Below are 18,207 nucleotides of genomic sequence, written 5' to 3' on the forward strand. Positions count from 1 at the left end.
ACCATATTACGCCAGAACCGGCAACGCCGCACTGACGCAACGGTGACAATCGGGAACTGCTTGATTTAAATCAGCCGCCGCTGCCGTATCGCACTCAACGCTGTCTTTCATCACGAATGATATCGCTATAGCGAGTGACTTCCTGTGCACGAGCCGAGTCCATATCACACTCCTGCAACGCCTGCGCATACCATTGCTGCATCGCCGGCAAGGCCAGCATGCAAGACACATAATCGCTTGCCACGCCTTGCATTGGCAGATCGTAACTCTGAATCCGGAATATCACGGGCGCAAACATAGCGTCGACGGCCGTCAGCGCCACACCAGCCAGGAATGGTCCGCCAAAGCGTGATATGCCCTCATTGGACAGCTCGTTGATGCGCTCGATCTCGACCTGCAGCTGTGCCGGCACGGTTTTTAAGCGGGCGCGAACTGCGCAATTCATGGCACAGTATTCGCGCAGATGCGAAAACCCTGAATGCATTTCGCTGCAGGCGCAACGGGCCCAGGCACGCGCCACCCGGTCCCGGGGCCAGACGCCGGCATGCTTTTTCAGCCAGGTATTCTACAATGGCCAGTCTGTCCCAGACAGTCGTGTCTTCATCTTGCAGCGCAGGAACCTTGCCACTGGGAGAAAACGCCGCAAATTGTTCCCGTTGCGCCACGATGTCTGCCTGAAACGGGTGCAACGCTTCGTCAAAGGCAATATCAAGCTGGCGCAGCAGGATCCAAGGCCTTAACGACCACGACGAATAGTTTTTATTGGCGATATGAAGGGTATACATGAACATCCCACTGGGGGCTGATAACAAACACAAACGAAATTAAACCGCGCCGCCGCGCCCCGTGCGGCGCATCCGCGTACCGCCTGCGACTGCGCCAGACACTACGGCAGATTAGTCATGATTAGCCATGGCTATGACCAGGGTCAGAGTGTCACGGTGGCGCCCAGTGCCTTGATGAACTGCGCCATCCATGCCGGATGCGCAGGCCAGGCGGGAGCCGTCACTAAATGCCCGTCAGTGACGGCGCTATCGACCGCGATGTCCTGGTAGTGCCCGCCGGCAAGCGTGACCTCTGCGGCGCAGGCCGGGTAAGCCGAACACTTCTTGCCCCTGATTATATCGGCAGCGGCCAGGATTTGCGCACCATGGCAGACGGCTGCTATCGGCTTTTTCTGCGCATCGAACTCGCGCACAATTTCCAGGACACGAGGGGTATTGCGCAGGTACTCGGGCGCTCGGCCGCCCGGGATCACCAGACCCACATAATGGCCGGTATTGACCTGGGAAAAATCGTAATTGATGGCAAAATTGTGTCCGCGCTTTTCCGAGTAAGTCTGGTCGCCTTCAAAATCGTGAATAGCAGTTGCAATTTTATCGCCGGCCTTTTTATCGGGACACACGGCATGCACCTCGTACCCCACGCCAAGTAGAAACTGAAACGGCACCATCGTTTCATAATCTTCGGCGTAATCACCCACTAACATCAGAATTTTCAGAGACATCGCAATACTCCCGGTTGTGTGATCGAATCCTTATGATAGCGTGCTGCTCGTAAAAAATTATGATAATTTCGTGAACAAACGGTATAAACACCCATTCCATATTACTATTAGCTGACTCTTTTTAACGGCCTGCCCACGCTGCGCAATGGCCACACCTGTTTACAACTGAAATTTATGGACTTTTCTTCGCTCTTTGGCTGGCTTCACGATAACCAGGCCCTGATGGCCATGCTGCATGATCACTGGAGCTGGGGTATCGTCATGGTTGCGCTCATCCTCTTTCTGGAAACCGGCCTGGTCATCATGCCGTTTCTGCCTGGCGATTCACTACTTTTTGCCGTCGGCGCCTTCATGGGCGTCAGCGGTATCGCCCCATTCTGGTATATGGTCTTGCTCTTTTCAGCAGCCGTGCTTGGCGACTACGTCAATTACACCATCGGCCGTTCTGCCCTGGGGCAGACACTCGTTCGCAAGGGTTGGGTCAAGCAAAGCCACATCGATAAAACGCACACCTATTTCGAAAAATATGGTGGTTCCACAATTACCCTGGCCCGCTTCATTCCGATCGTACGCACCGTGGCTCCCTTTCTGGCGGGGCTGTCGGGCATGGATCGTCGCCACTTCGCATTTTATAATGTGCTGGGCGGCTTTTTGTGGATCTTCCTGCTAGTGCTGGCAGGCTACTTTCTGGGCCGCATTTCCTTTGTTCGGGAGAACCTGTCGCTGTTCACCCTTGGGATTGTAATTATCTCGGTGGTGCCCATGGCCTGGCATGTTATCAAGCTTTGGAAAGAAAGTCGTCAGCAAAAGCAGCAGCCGGACGAATAGGCGCGTGGCGTCGCCTTTTCTTTTATTACATTTCGTAATAAGATTCAAAGAAATGGTTGTTTTTCGATATCTGCAAATCCGTCTATCTTCTGGCTTTGTGCTGTAACCCTAAAACTGGAGTCTGCTATGTCTGCCCTATTGAAAGCCTCACTTGCTACCCTGGCGATTGCTACGACTGTCCCTGGTGTAGCGCATGCGGCAACACTGGATAATGTCAAACAGCGTGGTGCCGTTGTATGCGGTGCCACCACTGGCTTTGCCGGTTTTTCTGCCCCCGATGCCAAAGGCCAGTGGCAGGGACTGGATGTTGATTTGTGCAAAAGTATCGCCGCTGCTGTTTTTGGCGATGCCAACAAGTTCAAAATCGTGCCGCTCAATTCTCAGCAACGCTTTACCGCACTGCAATCGGGCGAAGTTGACGTGCTGACACGCAATACCAGTGTCACGCAACAGCGCGATACGGCGCTGGGGCTCATTTCGGCAGGGGTCAATTTCTATGATGGACAAGGCTTTCTGGTTTCCAAGCAACTGGGCGTAAAAAGCGCCAAGGAGCTCAACGGCGCGACCATTTGCCTGCAAACCGGCACTTCAAATGAAAACACACTGGCAGACTGGGCCCGTGCCAATAAGGTGGAATACAAGCCGGTTGTCTTTGACCAATTCAACGAAGTGGTCAACGCCTTTGCCACCAACCGTTGCGACGTATTCTCTACCGACGCTTCGGGACTGGCCTCCATACGCATATCCAAACTGTCCTCGCCGGATGATTACGAAGTGCTGCCGGAAATTATTTCCAAGGAGCCCCTGGGCCCGTTCGTTCGCCAGGGTGATGATGCCTGGCTCAATATCGTCAAGTGGGTCTTTCAGGCCACAGTCAATGCCGAGGAACTGGGCGTGACAACGGCCAATGTCGAGGAACAACTCAAAAGCGACAATCCTAATATCCAGCGCCTGCTCGGCGTCACGGCCGGGGCCGGTAAAAACCTGGGGCTGGATGAAAAGTGGGCCTATAACGTTATCAAGCAGGTCGGCAACTACGGCGAGAGTTTCGAGCGCAATGTCGGCCAGGACAGCCCATTGAAAATCAAGCGCGGCCTCAACGCCTTGTGGACGGACGGCGGCCTGCAATACGGCCTGCCGATTCGCTGACCGCACAAAGGGTCATTGCCCCTCGGTTCAGCTCAAAGCGGTCGCAGCCGATAAGCTGCCCGCAAACCCGGTGAACGGGAAAAATGAAGTATCTGACGCCTGGGCCCGGTATTGCACCGGGCCCAGGCTTTTTGCACATCGGCGTCTGACCGCTGTGTCCGGGCCTTGCCGTTTTATCTGTCGATACCGATATCACGGCGATCGCATCCAAATCAGCAAAACACCCGACCAGATATTGCGAATCATTTACAATAATCATTCTGTTTTATTCTTCCGGATACGCGATGATCCAGATTGAAAACGCCGGTTTTCAAACGTCAACGAAAACCCTTCTGCATCCGCTCACAACCCAGTTCGAGCGGGGCAAGTTCTACGGACTGATCGGCCACAATGGTTCGGGCAAGTCTACCTTGCTCAAGTTGCTGGCACGCGAATATATTCCGTCACAAGGTTCCATTTTGCTGGACAAGACGCGCATTGATTCGCTGTCCAATCGCCAGTACGCTCGCAAACTGGCCTATCTGCCACAATATACGCCGGTTATTCCCGATATGAGCGCCCGCGAGCTGGTCGAACTGGGTCGCTACTCCTGGAACAGTGTCTGGCGCAACACAAATCCGGAAAACGAATCTGCAATCCAGCGAGCCATTGCGCTGACTGACACCGAAGCATTCATGCCTTCACTACTGGACTCACTGTCGGGTGGAGAGCGCCAGCGCGTGTGGATTGCCATGCTGCTTGCCCAGAACACGCCCTATATTCTGCTGGATGAGCCGCTGGCCGCACTCGATCTTAAACACCAGCTTGAAGTCATGCAATTGCTGCACCAATTGGCAAGTCAGGAAAACCAATGCGTGATTGCCGTCATACACGACATCAATCTGGCTACACGCTATTGCGACCAGTTGCTGGCCTTGCGTCACGGCAGGCTGATCTATGCCGAACCGCCTTCTGCCCTGCTGGACCAGCAAAAGCTCAGACATATCTACGATGTGGACTTGCAACTGATAGGGCACCCTGTCCATGCAGGCGTACAACTGGCGTTCAATTGAGTCTGCCATGACAATGACTTTAATGATCGGCCGCTGCGCGCTCGCCGGCGCCTGCCTGCTGGCAACCGGGGCAATGGCTGGTTCTGCCTCCATTGCAAGGGAGTCTTCCGCCGCGTCTGCCACCGTTGCGGCAACGTCTGTCCCCGCAACGCCGAAGCCGCCCACCCGAAAAGATCTCACAAAAGTCGCTCCCGAACGGATTGCCGTACTGGACTGGACGATTGCTGAGACCATGGCTGCCATGGGAATTTTCCCCGCCGCGATCGCCGAAAAAAACAGTTACGAGGTCTGGAGCCGCTCACCGGCCATGCCTGCTGCCACGCTGGATCTGGGAATGCGGGCACAACCCAATCCTGACCGGATGATCCGTCTGGCGCCCGACCTGATTCTGGCCTCACAAGACTATGCCTTTGTCAAAGGCATGCTTGAGCGCATCGGCCCTACGACGCTGCTAGACGTGTACACACCGGGCCAGGATATCTATCAAAACCTGAGCGAACTGGCCACGCGCATCGGGCAGATCACAGGCTACCCGGATAAGGCCGCCAAGTATATTGCCCAGATAGACAGCAATCTTGATACGCTGAACCGCCAGCTTGTGCAGCATCGCGGCCAGCCGGTAGCGGTCATACAGTTCATTGATGCACGCAACGTTCGTGTGTATGGCAAGCCGAGCATCTTTTCTACTGCATTGGAAAAAATCGGCATCAATAATGCATGGAAGGCCGCGGTTAATCAATGGGGATTTCAAAGTGCCGACCTGACGCATCTGGCCACATTGCCCCAGGACACGACGATCTTTATCATCGAGCCCTACCCTGCCGATCTGCCCAAAAAGCTCCAAGAAAATGTGCTCTGGCAGGCGCTGCCTGCCGTGCGCAAGAACCGCATTGTTCTTGTCAAACCCACCTGGACACTCGGCGGCCTAAGTACGGTATTGCGATTTGCGCACGCGGTGCGCGATGCCCTGCTCGCACAAGATAGCCCGGCCCACGCCCAAGCCGCCTTCCGTTTTCCAGAATATAACAAATGAAATACCTTCGTTCAGCCAAAGCATTTGCACTTATCGCCTGCGTTATCGCCCTGGCGCTGGCAACAGCTGTCATCCTGCTTGCTGCGACCGGCGACAGTTCGAGCCCGAATGCATACATGCAACAACTGGTGTTCTGGCACGGTACGCTGCCCAGAATTGCCATGGCGCTGCTTTGCGGCATCTGCCTGGGCCTGGCCGGCTTCATCCTGCAGCATGTGACGCAAAACACCCTGGCCGCTCCCGATACGCTGGCTATCAGTAGCGGCGCCCAGTTTGCGCTGCTGCTGGGCATGATGTATTTCCCGCAGGCGCAATTGTTCGACTCGACACTGCTGGCTATGGCCGGCAGCATAGCCAGCAGCCTGATTATCGTGCTCTTCATCCGGCGGGCTGGAAGCGCGGGCAATACACTAATTCTGATCGGGCTGATGCTCACGCTATTGCTCACCACGCTGAGCAATATGTATCTCATCCTCAATCCTGACCGACTCTACGGGCTCATCATATGGGGAGCCGGATCGCTGAGTCAGGACTCCTGGTGGCCTGCATTGCGCACCGGTTGGCAAACCCTGCTGTGCCTGCCGCTGTCATGGTTTCTATTGCCATCGCTGCGGGCTTTTTCACTGCAGGGCACATTTGCCAAAAGCGTTGGCGTCAATGTCCGCCTGGTGCGTGTGGCAGGCTTTATCCTGGTCTCGTTTCTGATTGCAATTGTGGTCAGTAGCGTCGGCGTTATCGCGTTCGTCGGCCTGGCGGCTCCCGTTATTGCGCGTTCCCTGGGCGTGACGGACATACGAAAGCAATGGGGCTATGCGATGTTATTTGGCGCCTCGCTGCTATCCATTACTGATTCAACCTTGCAACTGGTGTCATATGCCTGGCCCAACAGCATCATGACAGGCACCGTCGCGGCGCTGCTTGGCGTGCCGGTGCTGTTATTCCTGCTTATGAAACAACGCAGTCACACGCGCCAGGAAGTCGCACCGCTGCATGGGGGTGAGCGCGCGCCCACCCCGGTGCTCAGAAAACGTTTGCTGCTGCTGATGACGGTGGCTATCGCCTGCTTCTTTCTGTTGCCCCATATCACCCACGACGTCGCGGGCAACTGGGCCTGGGTCGCCGATACTGAACCGACCATCTCGCAGTTCACAGCAAGCCGCAAGCAAACCGCAATACTGTTTGGCATTGCCATTGCCTGCGCCGGCACACTGATCCAGAACATGACCAACAACAGCATGGCGTCCCCGGAGTTTCTGGGGGTCACCTCCGGCACAGGACTGGGCCTGATCGGGCTCATGATGCTGGTGCCTGCACCCTCGCCCCTGCTATATCTTGTCTGCGGCATTGTCGGCGCGTTTGTCAGCCTGCTTTTTGTCATGCTCATCAACGCGCGCAGTCAGTTTCAGCCCGAAAAAATTCTGCTTACCGGCATGGCTTTGACGCAATTATTCAGCTCCCTGCTTACACTGACGCTGGCCAGCGGCATGCAACAGGTCCAGCAACTGCTGGTATGGATTTCCGGCGACACCTATATGAGCTTGCTGCAAAATGACCTGCCCATTCGTTATGGCATTGGAGCGCTGCTGATCCTGCTGGCCTGCATGACCTGGCGACCGCTGAATCTGCTGCGGCTGGGCGACCCCATTGCCCGCGCCGCCGGCCAGCGCCCCATGCTCACGCGCACACTGCTGTTTTTGCTAATCGCGGCGCTGACAACACTGGCCTCCATTACGGTGGGGCCCACCAGCTTTGTCGGTTTGATCGCACCGCACCTGGCGCGCACCATGGGCTTTCACGGTTTGCGCACGCAAATGCTGGCCTCATCGGTGATCGCAATCATTATTATGCTGTGTGCCGATCTGCTGGGCAGACATATCATGTTCCCGTATGAGATCCCCACAGGCCTCATTGCCGCCTTTATCGGCTCCGTGTATTTTCTTTGGCAGTTTACGCGCAGACAGAAGGTGTAATTCCGGTATCATTGCGTTCCATGAACACGCTGCCTGCTTTTGTACTATTTGATGATGCCGTCGCCCGACAGGCGACGCTGCTGGAAGGCTTCGTACGCACGGACGCGGTCATGCCCGCGCAACTGGCCGATCTGGACTCATTGCTCAAACGCGGCTGGGACCAGCAATGGCATCCGGCCATTTTCCTGCCCTATGAATTTGGCAGCAGCCACGCAGGCGCGTCCGACTCGGGTGCCGAGCCGATGCGGATCCACTGGTTTTCCCAGGCCACCACATTGGCCGACGGGCAAATCGATCACAGGATCGGGCAGCAGGCGAACAGCCATGATCCGCAACAGCAGCCTGCCGGACTATGCAATCTGCAATTGCGTCCGGAGTTTGACCGTTATCAGGAGCGGTTCAACCAATTGCGTGAGGCGATTGCGCGCGGCGACTTCTATCAAATCAATTACACAGCGCGACAGTGCTTCGAGACTTATGGCTCTCCCATCGCGCTGTATCGCGAATTACGCGCAAAACAGCCCGTGCCCTATGGGGTGCTCGCCTGGTTGCCGCATCAGCCTGATTCTGCCTGGACACTATGCCTGTCCCCTGAACTGTTCTTGCGCATTGACCACGCCGGCGTGATTCATGCAGAACCTATGAAGGGGACTTTACCGTATCAGGAAGGCGATGATGCGAACAGGCTTGCCGAGCAATTACGCAACGACAGCAAGAACCGCGCAGAAAACCTGATGATCGTCGATCTGCTGCGCAATGATCTATCGATTCTGGCGCAACCGAAAGGGATAAGAGTACCGGAACTGTTCAAGGTGACCCGCTTTGGCCAGGTGCTGCAGATGACCACCCCCATTGAATGCCATACAAGGCCACAAACCACGATCGCCGATGTAATTGCGGCGCTGTTTCCCTGCGGCTCGATTACCGGAGCCCCCAAAAAAATGAGCATGCAATTTATCGCAAAAAGTGAAATTGCACCGCGTCATCTTTACACCGGCAGCATCGGTTATCTGCGGCCTGGCGATAATGCCATGGGCGCCCAGGGCTGTTTCAACGTCGCGATCCGCACATTAAGCCTGCAGCCGGTAGGCAGTCAATCCCTGGCATGCACAGGTGTCATGGGCGTGGGCAGTGGCATCGTCTACGACAGTACGGCGCAATCGGAGTACGAGGAAATCCATTGGAAATCACGCTTTCTGCATGGCATTGCTGCCGGCTTCGCGCTGTTTGAAACCATGTTGCTCGAACATGGCCGGTGTTCATTGCTGGCACGTCACATTGAACGATTGCAGACTTCTGCCCTTGCGCTTAACTTTACCCTTGATTCTGATGCATTGAAGCAGCAACTACAGCAATTTATGAATGGCCAGGCGTCACACACCCGCCTGCGCATGCGAGCGGTATTGGCCCAGGATGGCACTTGTGATTGCCAGGCTTTCCCGCTGGATGATCCGACCGCTTGCCCCGACCAAAACCTGCCGGTGGTGAACATTGCGCAACGCCGGTTACCGGTAAGCGATCCGCTGCGTCGTTTCAAAACGACCTGGCGCGCTCATTATGACGAGGAGCTGAAACAGGCTATACAATCAGGATATTTCGACGTTTTATACTTCAATCATGATGGCCATCTGCTTGAAGGCGCACGCACCTCGGTATTTGTGCACTACCGTGGGCAGTGGCTGACACCAAAACTGACGCTGGATATTTTGCCTGGCGTGATGCGCGCGCAGGTGTTGTCCAGCCCGGAGCGCTACCTGCATGCCAGCCATGTCGCCGTAGCGCATATCACCCAGGTCATGCTCGAAAACGCAGATGCGATCGTCCTGACCAATGCCCTGCGCGGATGTGTCCCTGTTCGGCTCAAATAAATCTCAAGTGCCAAAGCCGCGCTGGTGTATGCTTACTTGCCCTGGTTTGGAAACTCATGCTGCTACATTCCAATCCCATGGGATACGTGAAGCAGGAAAATACAAAAACACCCATTTACGTGATATCTTCACATAGATGTCTTAGTATGTCATACAAGAATGCCGTCGTTGACAGCCATTGCAAAATGAATGCCGGCTTTCACCGCGTGCTTTTGCTTCTTTACCGCAGGGATACCAAACTATGGCTCGCAGCATGGGTTCCATCTTTCTGAAAGCCGCCCGCAAGATTGCGCGACAGCAGCGCAACGCGCTGATCAAGGCTACGCAGTCCAATATGAAGCTAGCCGCATCGGCCTTCGACCACAACACGCTGTTCCCGCCCCCGCCGGCCGCCTTGCGACGAGCTGTAAAAAAAGCCGTCCCGCCCCCGTTTCGGCATGGTTCATGGACCGAAAAACAATTCAAGGTACCCACAGCGGCGTCCTTATTCCTTCGTCGACTGAGCTATTTCCTGTATGCGCCGCCAGTGCCGCCATCACAGGAAATAAATGGCAGCGCCATGCTGGTCATGCTCCATGGCTGCAAACAGACTGCCACGGAATTTGCACAGGGAACCCGGATGAACCTGCATGCCGCAAAGTCAGGCATGGTCGTCGTATATCCCCAGCAATCGCGGCAGCTGCAGACCCTGCGCTGCTGGCGCTGGTATCAGCCCGATGATCAGCATGGTTCCGCAGAAGCCGATGCGATTGCCGCGCTTGTGCGCAATCTGATAAAACGGCACAACGTGGACCCAACAAGAATTTACCTGGCCGGAATGTCTGCCGGCGCCGGCATGAGCGGCCTTCTGGCCCTGCGTCATCCGGCACTTTTTGCGGCGATCGCGCTGCACTCTGGCCCAGTCATGGGCAACGCAAGCAATCTGACTAGCGGCTTGCAAACCATGCGCCGCGGCACCCTGAATGATCCACTAAACGTCCTGAAGGATGCTGATGAGCCCTTGGACGCTCGCCAGGACTACCTGCCGGCCCTGATCCTGCAGGGCCAGCAGGACAGAGTCGTTGCCGCCAACAACGGCGAGCAGCTGGCACGTCAGTTTGCCTGGCTCAACGGCTTTGAAGACAATGCCCTGCCCGAAGAAAAAAAAGTGGCTGAGCATAGCCGGCGCGAGTACACCCAGCTCGATTTCAGGCGCGCCCGCAAGAGCATTGTTCGCCTGTGCCAGATCAGAAACGTAGGTCATGCCTGGAGCGGCGGCGACAGCCGTCTGGATTTCAACTCGACCGACGGACCCAATGCATCGAGCCTGATCATGCAGTTTTTCCGTATGCACCGGCGCGGCAACAACGAATCGTAGGGCAGGGATTTTTCGACGCAGACAATTTGCTGGCGACCAGCAAACCGCAAGGATCGCCATCGCTCAGAATACGGTCAGGAGCGCCGATCCAAAAATACCGGGAAACGCGATTGCATGCTGTTGGTGGCAAGTGTGATCAGATCTTCATCACTCAGTGCAAACGCATCGGCAACTGCAATATAGTTGTCCAGGAGATACCCGCCGAAATAGGCCGGATCGTCCGAATTGATGGTCACGCACAGGCCCTGATCCAGCAGGCGTTTCAGATTATGCTCGCGCATATTGTTGACGACTTTGAGTTTGAGATTCGACAGCGGACACACAGTCAGCGGTATTTTCCTGGCAGCCAGCGTTTTCAATAACTCGGGATCTTCCTCACTGCGCACACCGTGGTCAATGCGAATCACGTTCAGTCTGTTTAGCGCACTGCTCACATACGCGGCCGGCCCTTCTTCTCCTGCATGCGCGACCAGATAAAAGCCAAGTTCGCGACAACGCGCATAGACGCGCTCGAACTTTTCCGGTGGATTGCCCTGCTCGCCGGAATCCAGGCCAATCCCCAGCCACAGATCGGCATATTGTTCGCGCAATGGCAGCGCCTGTTCCAGGGTTTCAAATGCCGCCTCCTCTGACAAATGTCGCAGGAAGCTCATGATCAGACAGGAAGTAATGCCCCACGTGTCATATCCCTCGCGCAAGGCGCGTGCAATGCCTGCAAACACAGTTGCAATCGGCACGCCCCGCTCGGTATGCGTTTGCGGATCGAACATGATTTCCGTATGCACCACGCCATCCTGTGCGATGCGGGCAAGATAAGCCATGGTCATGTCATAGAAATCGGCTTCGGTCATCAATACCGCCGCGCCGGCATAGTACAAGTCCAGAAACGACTGCAAGTCGGTGAACTCGTACGCGTCGCGCAAAGCCTGTATTGACGGGTACGGCAAGATCACACCATTGCGCTGCGCCAGCCGGAAAATCAGTTCCGGCTCCAGCGTTCCTTCAATGTGCAAATGTAATTCGGCCTTGGGCAACCGGCGGATAAATTCTAAACGTTCAGCATTCATTGCGTTGTCTGTTGGTTGGGCAAGTGAGCACGACGCCCTCTGGCGCATGTGCAAAGACGCTATTGTAGCGCGGGCCAGCATACAGCCGGCGACGGTGCTGGCGTCAACCCGAATCAGGCACGTCGTCAGCAGAGTGTGGACAATATCGCGCGTCCAATAAAAAAGCCACAATCCATTGTGGCTTTTAACTGCAGCAATACGACACCAGCAATTGGCGCAGGCGGTGTCGCGTCGCCCCCGTTGACTATGACGTCATGCCGACAGCAGACATAATACCGCGCAACAGATAAGCCGCCAGCAACAGCGCCAGGGTTCCGGCCGCCCACAAGCCGACAAACCACAGCAGGCGACTACGCCTGCCTGTCGCCTTACGGGTGGTATTGCCGGGTTCTTGCTGCGTCATATCAAACACTTCCAATGTGATAGGTTCTGTCGTAGTCGATCCAGTTGACAAAAGCGCGTTGCAAGACCGAAACCACCAGATTGCGGCCTGCAAGATTCAGATGCGCTTAGTGATAGCCGGCATCAGCCGTCACTTTCCCGCGGAACACATAATACGCCCAAGATGTATACATAAGAATGAACGGGATAATAAAGAGCGCACCCACCAGTGCAAAGCCCTGACTTTCCGGCGGGCCGGCTGCATCCCAGATGGAAATATTGGGGGGGATAATATTGGGCCAGACACTGATGCCCAGCCCGCTGTAACCCAAAAACACCATGCACAGGGTAAATATAAACGGCTCGGCGTGCGGGTCGCGACCCAGGCTGCGTATCAGCCCCCATGCGACCAGCACAACCAGAATGGGCACGGGCGCAAACCAGAACAGATTGGGCAAGGTAAACCAGCGCTCGTAAATCAGCGCGTTACCCATCGGCGTCCAGATACTCAAAATACCGATGATGACCAATAACAGAAGCGTAAGCGGTTTGGCCAGTTCAATCATTCGTTCCTGCAATGGTCCGGCTGTTTTGAGCACCAGCCAGGTGCACCCCAGCAACGCATAGGCAACAATCAGGCCAATGCCGGTAAACACGGAAAACGGCGTAAGCCAGTCCAGCGCACCACCTACATAAGCGCGATTGACGACTGTAATACCATCAATATAAGCACCCAGCGTCACACCCTGGAAAAAAGTGGCCAGCACAGAACCGCCAATAAACGCGGCGTCCCACCAGCGGCGACGTTCGTCACTGGCGCGAAAGCGAAACTCAAACGCCACCCCGCGGAAAATCAACGCCAGCAACATCAGGATCAGCGGCATGGCAAACGCACTCAGAATCACAGCATATGCCAGCGGAAACGCGGCCAAAAGGCCTGCTCCGCCCAGCACAAGCCAAGTCTCATTGCCATCCCAGACCGGCGCCACGGTATTCATCATGACATCACGGTCTTGGCGACCGGGCATGAGTGGAAACAAAATGCCGACACCCAGATCAAACCCATCCATAATCACGTACATCATGATACCGAAAAGGATAATCACAGCCCACAAGAGCGAAATATCAATTCCCATGTCGGTCTCCCGGTGTTGGTGTGCGAGGTTCTTCGTCGGTGTTGGTTGCGGCCGAAATCGGTCGTGCCGGTGTGCGCGCTTCACCCGGGCCACCACCATCGATTTCCAGGTGCGTGGTCGGCTGCGGTCCCTGTGCCATGATATGGAACATATAGACCACGCCGGCACCGAACAGCAAAAAGTACACCACAATAAAAAGTATCAGCGTTATGCCCAGTTCCAGTGCGCTATGTGGGGTGACCGCATCGGCCGTACGCATCACGTTATAAACCACCCAGGGCTGGCGTCCTATTTCAGTTGTATACCAACCGGCCAGCATCGCCACCAGGCCGCTCACCCCCATGTACAAAGAAAAGCGATGTAATCGCGGATTGCTGTAAAGTGTGCCCTTTCGTCGCGCATACAACGCCCATGCGCCCAATAGCAGCATCAGGAAACCCAGCCCCACCATAATCCGAAACGTCCAGAACACGATGGTGGAATTAGGCCTGTCCTCGGGTGCAAACTCCTTGAGTCCGGGAATCGTGCCATCCAGGCTATGGGTCAAAATCAGACTGCCCAGGCGCGGCACCTCAACCTTGAAGCGCGTCTCTTCCCGCTCCATATCGGGCCAGCCAAACAGCACCAGTGGCACGCCTTCGCCCTCCGGCCCGCTTTCCCAGTGCCCTTCCATCGCCGCCAGTTTGGCCGGCTGATGTTTCAGTGTATTGAGGCCGTGAAAGTCTCCAACCAGGATTTGAATTGGGGCCACCACAATAAGCATCCACATTGCCATGGAATACATTTTCTTGACCGCTGGCTGCGTATTCCGGCGCAACATGTGCCAGGCCGCCACGGCCCCTACAATCAATGCGGTCGCGAGAAACGCTGCAATGACCATGTGTATCAGGCGATAGGGAAAGGAGGGATTAAAAATAACGGCAAACCAGTCTACCGGAACCACACGACCGTCGATAATTTCATGTCCCTGGGGAGTCTGCATCCAGCTATTGGAAGCCAGAATCCAGGTGGCGGAAATCAGGGTGCCTAACGCGACCAGAATAGTGGAACACCAATGCAGCCTTGGTCCCACTTTATGCCAGCCGAACATCATCACACCCAGAAAGCCCGCCTCCAGGAAGAACGCTGTCAGAACCTCATAGGTTAGCAACGGCCCGGTCACCCCGCCGGCAAAATCGGAGAAATAACTCCAATTTGTGCCGAACTGATAAGCCATCACTAAGCCGGATACCACGCCCATACCGAAGTTAAGCGCAAAAACCCGCAACCAGAAATGGTACAGGTCACGGTAAACAGTATTGGAGGTTTTAAGCCATAGCCCTTCGAGAACGGCCATATAACTGGCCAGCCCGATCGTAATGGCAGGGAAAATAATATGAAAAGAGATCGTGAACCCGAACTGTATTCGGGCCAGAGTCAGAGTGTCCAGCTCCATTTGCTGCTCCTGGAGGAATGAAACATACGCGCACGCTATGGACATCTGCTGTTGTGGAAAGTTCCGCCGGTAATCAGAGAGCCCACATTCGTACTGCTTTGTACTGCTCACATTACAGATGTCTTATTGTACTTGCGTTTACACAGGAACTGGCCCAACTGTGCAATAACGCCACAAATGCAGCAGCGCAGCGCGGTCTATCACAACCCTGAAGAAAATCTGGTCTGCAATTTTCATGTAGCCGGCAAGCCGGCAATAATATGATCCGTACTATCCCGCAGCCACCGGTTCAGTTGCGAATATTCGTTCTTTTCACTCCAAACCATAATCATATTGGCCCGCCTGAGTACCGGCGGCAGGCCAATTTGCGTCAGGTCGTAATATTGCTGGTACTTGCGCGCGATCCGTCTGGGCATCGTGGTCGCATAATCTGTTTCCAGCAGAAAATGAGGAGCCAGCCCGAAATTTGATACATAAGCGGTAAAGGGCATATCACAATCGATGTCATTGAGCGCCCGGGTGAAGTTCGTTTGCCGGCCATACATATGGGAAAACGCCAGCCATTTGACCTTCGCAAGATCGGCCAACGTCAATTGATCGCGCTGTGCCAGCGGATGGGCTGAAGAGACCACACAAACCTGCTCATCTTCAAAAAGCGTTTTGTGCCTGAACCGGGTGCCTGGCGTCTGGAACAGGCCAATGGCCAGATCCATGTTGTCTGAGTCCAGATCATCGGGTACAAAATCGCCATGCACCGGCTGGAATCGGACAGTGAGACCCGGCGCTGCCTTCTGCAGGGCAAGCGTCAACGGCGCGGCCAGCAGCAGCTCAATATGGGCAGCAGCGCCAATACTAATTACGCCCGTAAGCGATGCCGGGCTGAACGGCTGCCCGCTGCCTGCCGCTATTTCCAGTGCAGTCAACGCCTCGTGTGCAGCACGATACAGATCGACGGCACGCTCTGTTGGTACCAGTCGCTTTTTGACCACCACGAACAGCGGATCATCCAGCAGCATGCGCAAGCGGCCCAGTTCGCGACTGATTGCGGGCTGACTTTTGTGAAGCCGCAGCGCAGACTCGGTCACGCTAAGTGTCTGCATAAGGGAGTCGAAAGTGAGCAAAAGGCTTAGATTGAGCCGGCGCAATGCCGGATACGGGTTTTTCAGGTGCGAAGGAAAATTATCCATACCATTTATGATATGCAAATCATGATAATAAATCATTATATAAATATTACCCCTGTTGCTAGAATGTTGACGGCAATAAACGTCGAACACTGTGCGACATGTCGGCTCGGCTCGCCACGCCGTTCTGACAAGTCGCATCGCGCGCCCCGCCCCGGATCTGCTGTTCGATTTCAACGATCACCAAAGGAACCAGACATGAGACACCCCAGGATTAAAACTGGCATCACAATGGCAACCGCGCTTGTCGTCTCAGCGCTTGCTATCAACCAGGCCCACGCCGAATCCTTTCCAGCGCGCACGATTACCATCGTTGTTCCCTTCCCTGCCGGCGGTACACCCGATATTCTGGCCCGCATCATGGGAGAGAAGGCTTCGGCCCAGCTTAAACAAACAATTGTCGTTGAAAATAAAGCAGGCGCCGGCGGTTCCATTGGCATACAGGCCACTGCCCGTTCCAAAAATGACGGATACACACTTGTAATGTGCGCCTATGGCTGTGCAGTGGCGCCTTCTCTGTACAAGCCGGCACCTTACAATATAGAGACACAATTTGCACCGGTCGTGATGGTAGGCACAGTACCCAGCGTGCTGGTCACCAATCCGAAAAATGTCCCGGCAAAAACCGTGCAGGAGTTTGTGAGCTACGCCAGAGACAATCCCGGTAAGATCAATGCGGCCTCGTCCGGAATCGGCGGATCGGCGCATATCGGCATTGAAATGATCAAGCGCGAAGCTGATATCGATATCGCTCACATTCCGTACAAGGGGGCCGGCCAGGTAGCCGGCGATCTGCTGGGCGGCCAGATAGACATGTATTTCGATAACCTGCCCGCTTCCCTGGCAAGCATCCAGAACGGCCGGCTCAATGCCATTGCCGTCGCCAGCTCGCAGCGCTCAGCCGCCATCCCAGACGTGCCCACCTTCGCCGAGTCCGGCTATCCCGATATGCTGATCACGCCGTGGTTCGGCCTGTTGGCGCCTGCCGGTACACCCGAGCAGAATATCAGCAAATTGAATGCTGCCTTCAACGCCGCATTCAAGGATCCGGAAGTCCAGAAAAAATTTACAGACCTGGGCGTCAATATTGCCGGCGGCAGTTCTCAAGCGCTTGCCGAATTTATTAAATCGGAAACCGCCAAGATTGCGACACTGATCGAGGAAAATAATATTACGGCCAACTAGCCCTTTGGACGCCCAAATGCAAGATTGCAGCTGGCACGACGAGCAATTCAATATGAACAAAGAAACAGACTACAGTGCGATCCGCCTTAGAGACATGGGCTCGTTTCATATTGGCGGGCGCACAGTCCAGCTGCGCGATCAGCCCGAATATGAGCGTGTAATGAGCGCCGGTGGAGAGCCGGTCAGACTCAATCTGAATGGCTCGTACGCGATCGAACAAATGTACGTGCAGTATTTTCTTGCTGAACGACCCAACGGGAAGGGGCCGCTGGTATTCTGGCACGGTGGCGGCATGACCGGCGCGGCCTGGGAGACCACACCTGACGGGCGCGAAGGCTGGGTCAACTATTTTATTCGCCATGGGTGGGACGTCTATTTGTGCGATGCGGTGGAACGCGGCAGGTCAGGATTTGCCCCCTGGCCGCAAATCTGGCCGGATAAACCCGTCATTCAAACCGTTGATGACATTTACAGCAGGTTCCGCATCGGTAAACATGCACAAGGCTATGATCGCGATCCGGCGCAAAGGACGGCCTATCTGAACTCGCGCTTTCCGCTAGCAGCTTTTGATCAGTTTGCAAAACAAATGGTTCCGCGCTGGACCCATACCAATGACGCCATCGTGAATGCATTCAAGGCACTGTTGGACCGGCTCGGTTCGGCCAGTATCGTGTGCCATTCCCAGGCCGGACCGCTTGCGCTGCAACTTGCCGCTGGCCATCCGGAACAGATCAGGACATTGGTCGCCATTGAACCTGCCGGCATACCCGATATCAATACGAATGAATACCGCACACCCACACTGATTGTTCTTGGTGACAATATTGACACCGACAGCCGATGGCAACGGCTCAGGGAAAAGATCCTGACTTTTTCCAGCGTGGTACCCGAGGCCCATGTGCTTTCCTTGCCGGAAGTGGGCCTCAGGGGCAATTCACATGTCATGATGATGGATACCAACAACCGGGACATTGCCCAGCTTGTCAACGGATGGCTGGCAAGAAGACTAGCCTCATTTACCGGCCAGGCATCATGACACGCGTCTTGCACTAAGC

General features: G+C 55.2%; 17 protein-coding genes. 9 read left to right on the forward strand and 8 right to left on the reverse strand.

From position 1 onward, the window contains the following. Positions 1-94: 94 nt before the first annotated feature. The 3 genes from CAP48_RS20495 to CAP48_RS16630 all read right to left on the reverse strand — a co-directional run bounded on the left by CAP48_RS20495 (position 95) and on the right by CAP48_RS16630 (position 1,507). The gene (locus CAP48_RS20495; protein ID WP_242444553.1) at positions 95-445 is read right to left on the reverse strand and encodes a hypothetical protein; all 351 of its coding nucleotides are present in this window, start codon (positions 443-445) and stop codon (positions 95-97) included. Continuing rightward, complete coding sequence (locus CAP48_RS20500; RefSeq protein ID WP_369806370.1) at positions 360-791, reverse strand: glutathione S-transferase N-terminal domain-containing protein; 432 nt, start codon at positions 789-791, stop codon at positions 360-362. The genes CAP48_RS20495 and CAP48_RS20500 overlap by 86 nt, the downstream gene beginning before the upstream one ends. 137 nt (positions 792-928) lie before the next feature. Continuing rightward, complete coding sequence (locus CAP48_RS16630; RefSeq protein WP_100698778.1) at positions 929-1,507, reverse strand: DJ-1/PfpI family protein; 579 nt, start codon at positions 1,505-1,507, stop codon at positions 929-931. Positions 1,508-1,681: 174 nt separating this feature from the next. On the opposite strand from CAP48_RS16630, the gene CAP48_RS16635 reads away from it, so the two are divergent. From CAP48_RS16635 to CAP48_RS16665, 7 genes are all read left to right on the forward strand, one after another. Continuing rightward, complete coding sequence (locus CAP48_RS16635; protein WP_100698780.1) at positions 1,682-2,335, forward strand: VTT domain-containing protein; 654 nt, start codon at positions 1,682-1,684, stop codon at positions 2,333-2,335. Positions 2,336-2,461: 126 nt separating this feature from the next. Continuing rightward, positions 2,462-3,484 (forward strand): amino acid ABC transporter substrate-binding protein, encoded by a 1,023-nt coding sequence (locus CAP48_RS16640; protein ID WP_100698782.1) that lies wholly within the window; start codon positions 2,462-2,464, stop codon positions 3,482-3,484. A gap of 284 nt (positions 3,485-3,768) precedes the next feature. Further along, positions 3,769-4,536, forward strand: a complete 768-nt coding sequence (locus CAP48_RS16645; RefSeq protein ID WP_100698784.1) for an ABC transporter ATP-binding protein — start codon at positions 3,769-3,771, stop codon at positions 4,534-4,536. 7 nt (positions 4,537-4,543) lie between these two features. Further along, entirely contained in the window at positions 4,544-5,569 is a 1,026-nt protein-coding gene (locus CAP48_RS16650) for an iron-siderophore ABC transporter substrate-binding protein (protein WP_161495289.1), read from the forward strand. Then, positions 5,566-7,539 carry an iron ABC transporter permease gene (locus CAP48_RS16655; protein ID WP_100698788.1) on the forward strand — a complete coding sequence of 658 codons (1,974 nt, stop codon included), beginning with the start codon at positions 5,566-5,568 and terminating at the stop codon, positions 7,537-7,539. The genes CAP48_RS16650 and CAP48_RS16655 overlap by 4 nt, the downstream gene beginning before the upstream one ends. Positions 7,540-7,559: 20 nt before the next feature. Continuing rightward, positions 7,560-9,407 (forward strand): bifunctional chorismate-binding protein/class IV aminotransferase, encoded by a 1,848-nt coding sequence (locus CAP48_RS16660; RefSeq protein ID WP_197707285.1) that lies wholly within the window; start codon positions 7,560-7,562, stop codon positions 9,405-9,407. Positions 9,408-9,648: 241 nt separating this feature from the next. After that, positions 9,649-10,764: a PHB depolymerase family esterase gene (locus tag CAP48_RS16665; RefSeq protein WP_100698790.1), complete on the forward strand. Its 1,116-nt coding sequence runs from the start codon at positions 9,649-9,651 to the stop codon at positions 10,762-10,764. 74 nt (positions 10,765-10,838) lie between these two features. On the opposite strand, the gene CAP48_RS16670 is transcribed toward CAP48_RS16665, so the two are convergent. The 5 genes from CAP48_RS16670 to CAP48_RS16690 form a co-directional block, all read right to left on the reverse strand. Beyond that, positions 10,839-11,831: an adenosine deaminase gene (locus tag CAP48_RS16670; RefSeq protein WP_100699200.1), complete on the reverse strand. Its 993-nt coding sequence runs from the start codon at positions 11,829-11,831 to the stop codon at positions 10,839-10,841. 244 nt (positions 11,832-12,075) lie between these two features. Further along, on the reverse strand, positions 12,076-12,234 hold the full coding sequence (locus tag CAP48_RS16675) for a DUF2474 family protein (RefSeq protein ID WP_100698792.1): 159 nt from the start codon (positions 12,232-12,234) through the stop codon (positions 12,076-12,078). Positions 12,235-12,340: 106 nt separating this feature from the next. Then, complete coding sequence (cydB, locus tag CAP48_RS16680) at positions 12,341-13,348, reverse strand: cytochrome d ubiquinol oxidase subunit II (RefSeq protein WP_100698794.1); 1,008 nt, start codon at positions 13,346-13,348, stop codon at positions 12,341-12,343. Next, the gene (locus CAP48_RS16685; protein ID WP_100698796.1) at positions 13,338-14,783 is read right to left on the reverse strand and encodes a cytochrome ubiquinol oxidase subunit I; all 1,446 of its coding nucleotides are present in this window, start codon (positions 14,781-14,783) and stop codon (positions 13,338-13,340) included. Before CAP48_RS16685 ends, cydB begins: the two co-directional genes overlap by 11 nt. A 233-nt stretch (positions 14,784-15,016) precedes the next feature. Beyond that, a complete protein-coding gene (locus tag CAP48_RS16690) occupies positions 15,017-15,970 on the reverse strand; it encodes a LysR substrate-binding domain-containing protein (protein ID WP_100699201.1) in 954 nt (317 codons plus the stop codon). Positions 15,971-16,165: 195 nt separating this feature from the next. On the opposite strand from CAP48_RS16690, the gene CAP48_RS16695 reads away from it, so the two are divergent. Next, on the forward strand, positions 16,166-17,152 hold the full coding sequence (locus tag CAP48_RS16695) for a tripartite tricarboxylate transporter substrate binding protein (protein WP_100698798.1): 987 nt from the start codon (positions 16,166-16,168) through the stop codon (positions 17,150-17,152). 52 nt (positions 17,153-17,204) lie between these two features. Continuing rightward, on the forward strand, positions 17,205-18,188 hold the full coding sequence (locus tag CAP48_RS16700) for an alpha/beta fold hydrolase (RefSeq protein ID WP_100699202.1): 984 nt from the start codon (positions 17,205-17,207) through the stop codon (positions 18,186-18,188). Positions 18,189-18,207: the final 19 nt, after the last annotated feature.

This window comes from Advenella sp. S44, assembly GCF_002810445.1.
Classification (GTDB): Bacteria; Pseudomonadota; Gammaproteobacteria; order Burkholderiales; family Burkholderiaceae_B; genus Advenella.

Excerpts from the sequence above, each read along its gene's own strand:
- CAP48_RS20495 (WP_242444553.1), bottom strand. The coding sequence starts at position 445 with ATGAATTGCGCAGTTCGCGCCCGCTTAAAAACCGTGCCGGCACAGCTG.
- CAP48_RS20500 (WP_369806370.1), bottom strand. The coding sequence starts at position 791 with ATGTTCATGTATACCCTTCATATCGCCAATAAAAACTATTCGTCGTGG.
- CAP48_RS16630 (WP_100698778.1), bottom strand. The coding sequence starts at position 1,507 with ATGTCTCTGAAAATTCTGATGTTAGTGGGTGATTACGCCGAAGATTAT.
- CAP48_RS16635 (WP_100698780.1), top strand. The coding sequence starts at position 1,682 with ATGGACTTTTCTTCGCTCTTTGGCTGGCTTCACGATAACCAGGCCCTG.
- CAP48_RS16640 (WP_100698782.1), top strand. The coding sequence starts at position 2,462 with ATGTCTGCCCTATTGAAAGCCTCACTTGCTACCCTGGCGATTGCTACG.
- CAP48_RS16645 (WP_100698784.1), top strand. The coding sequence starts at position 3,769 with ATGATCCAGATTGAAAACGCCGGTTTTCAAACGTCAACGAAAACCCTT.
- CAP48_RS16650 (WP_161495289.1), top strand. The coding sequence starts at position 4,544 with ATGACAATGACTTTAATGATCGGCCGCTGCGCGCTCGCCGGCGCCTGC.
- CAP48_RS16655 (WP_100698788.1), top strand. The coding sequence starts at position 5,566 with ATGAAATACCTTCGTTCAGCCAAAGCATTTGCACTTATCGCCTGCGTT.
- CAP48_RS16660 (WP_197707285.1), top strand. The coding sequence starts at position 7,560 with ATGAACACGCTGCCTGCTTTTGTACTATTTGATGATGCCGTCGCCCGA.
- CAP48_RS16665 (WP_100698790.1), top strand. The coding sequence starts at position 9,649 with ATGGCTCGCAGCATGGGTTCCATCTTTCTGAAAGCCGCCCGCAAGATT.
- CAP48_RS16670 (WP_100699200.1), bottom strand. The coding sequence starts at position 11,831 with ATGAATGCTGAACGTTTAGAATTTATCCGCCGGTTGCCCAAGGCCGAA.
- CAP48_RS16675 (WP_100698792.1), bottom strand. The coding sequence starts at position 12,234 with ATGACGCAGCAAGAACCCGGCAATACCACCCGTAAGGCGACAGGCAGG.
- cydB (WP_100698794.1), bottom strand. The coding sequence starts at position 13,348 with ATGGGAATTGATATTTCGCTCTTGTGGGCTGTGATTATCCTTTTCGGT.
- CAP48_RS16685 (WP_100698796.1), bottom strand. The coding sequence starts at position 14,783 with ATGGAGCTGGACACTCTGACTCTGGCCCGAATACAGTTCGGGTTCACG.
- CAP48_RS16690 (WP_100699201.1), bottom strand. The coding sequence starts at position 15,970 with ATGGATAATTTTCCTTCGCACCTGAAAAACCCGTATCCGGCATTGCGC.
- CAP48_RS16695 (WP_100698798.1), top strand. The coding sequence starts at position 16,166 with ATGAGACACCCCAGGATTAAAACTGGCATCACAATGGCAACCGCGCTT.
- CAP48_RS16700 (WP_100699202.1), top strand. The coding sequence starts at position 17,205 with ATGAACAAAGAAACAGACTACAGTGCGATCCGCCTTAGAGACATGGGC.